Annotated in this window: 2 protein-coding genes; one reads left to right on the plus strand and one right to left on the minus strand. The window is 44.9% G+C overall.

What is annotated here, in order from left to right; genetic code table 11:
• Nucleotides 1–385: peptidase S8 (locus ENN47_08910; protein HDP78284.1), on the plus strand; the 385-nt coding region annotated here is incomplete at its 5' end.
• Between the two features lie 133 nt (nt 386–518).
• Here ENN47_08910 and ENN47_08915 read toward each other — a convergent pair.
• Complete coding sequence (locus tag ENN47_08915) at nt 519–1,751, minus strand: ATP-dependent carboxylate-amine ligase (protein HDP78285.1); 1,233 nt, start codon at nt 1,749–1,751, stop codon at nt 519–521.
• Between the last annotated feature and the right edge of the window lie 63 nt (nt 1,752–1,814).

Below are 1,814 nucleotides of genomic sequence, written 5' to 3' on the forward strand. Positions count from 1 at the left end.
GCATCAGGGATATGGGCTGGTCAGAGCCGACCTAGCAGTTCAAGCGGCCTCTGGAAGTACGCCTCTCGATCCTGATCCAGATCCCGAACCCGGTACAGTAACAGTCTCCAATGTCAGCTATTCATTGAGCAGAAATGCCAAGCATATGTATGTTTCAGTTCAACTGGACCCGGTTGTTGTCGGAGCAAGTGTTTCTGTAGCGGTGTATCTCAACGGAGGAATCTCGCAATACTTAACTGGCACGACTATAACAGACACAGTGGGAGTTGCCAAATTTACTGTTGTCAATGCGCCGTCGGGGACTTATACGACTGTGGTCACTGATATCACAGCAGCTGGTTACACCTGGGATGCTGGCTATCCAGAGAACAGTTATGAGAAGTGATAGCGGATTCCAAAGAAAAAACCACTCCCTTTGAATCGTGCTGGTTTTGATAGAGGAAAGCTTTGGTTTTGAAGTGCACAGGTATGCTGAGGCCACTTTGATTCTCGGTATTTTGGCTCTTACGTAGCTTATCTCATTTGCAGGCACTGAGATCCTTATACAAATTGCCTTTTTCAATCACGGGGAGAATGTTCTCTTTCTTCCATGTTTTAGGTGTAGTGAGATAGTTCATCTCGAAGTATACTTTGAGAATTTCGTCTTCATTCCAGAACATACCGTGCTTGAACTCAAGCCTGCCGTCCTTGTGAAGCAAATAGTAACCCGGGTATCCATTCACTGCCAGTCTAACCGGAGTTCTGCTCCAAGTGAACTGAGAAAGCTCAATGATTTTGTAGTCTCCTTCAGCACTTTTTATCATGTCCACGGCAATTGACGAATCAGAGAGTTCGTGGAAGACCTTCAGGGCAATTTCGATTGCTTCAATGGGAAGATCCGTCTTCCTTACCTTGTGTCCACCGGAAGCTCTGAAATCTCTTTCAGGGCAATCTCTGAAATAACCGGTGATCATGTTTGCAGAAACAATGATGCGAAGGTCGTACTTCTCTCCCTCTACGAATTTCTGGAAGTAGACATAATCCTTTTGTCTGTAACATGGCCAGTGGGTCTTTCGGCCGTATCTCGAGAAGCTGCTATTGGCGATCTTTTTTGCGGCTCCCGGGCTCTGGACGAGGAATACTTCTTCAGAAGTCGAACCTTTGCTCATTTTCGATACCTGAGGATATGTAAGCTTGTGAATCGTCTCTTCTACTTCTCTGTAACTGTGAGAGATGAAGGTCTCGGCTACGGGGAGCTTGTAAAGCTGCAGCAGCTCGACCTCCATTAACTTGTTGTCGTACAGCATCATCTCTGGCAAGGTTGGAAATGATCTTATGCCGAGATTGTTTTCTATTATCGTTATCTTCCTCTTTATCTCTTCATGCTCCCATGGGCCGGAATCAAGAGACCAGATTATAAGGTCATATTTCCTTGCCTTTTCGAGCCAATCAGAAGTTCTGTGTTCGAATAGTTCGTAAGGAATTGAATTCTTCTTGAGGAAGTGCTCATACTTGACCCAATGTGGTCTGCTCTTATGATCAACGGTAAGGCCGACTTTCGGTTTCTCCACATGATCCGGCCAATCAACGATCATATCAAGAAGCTTGTAGGTCTTTCCCTTTTCAATCTTGGGAGAATCGCCCAACTCGTTCTCTTCGATGTAATTAGAAATAATCGCTTCGTCCTTGACTTCTTCGTGAATTGTGTCCCGGACATCTGGTTGCCTAAGAATTCTTATAGAGAACGCCCTCTTCAACCTTGAAAGGTCCATTTGATGTCTCTCCTAATATAGGGATTGTTCATAATTTCTCTGTCACAATTCTACTATTACAGC

This window comes from Mesotoga infera, from assembly GCA_011045915.1.
Classification (GTDB): Bacteria; Thermotogota; Thermotogae; order Petrotogales; family Kosmotogaceae; genus Mesotoga; species Mesotoga infera_D.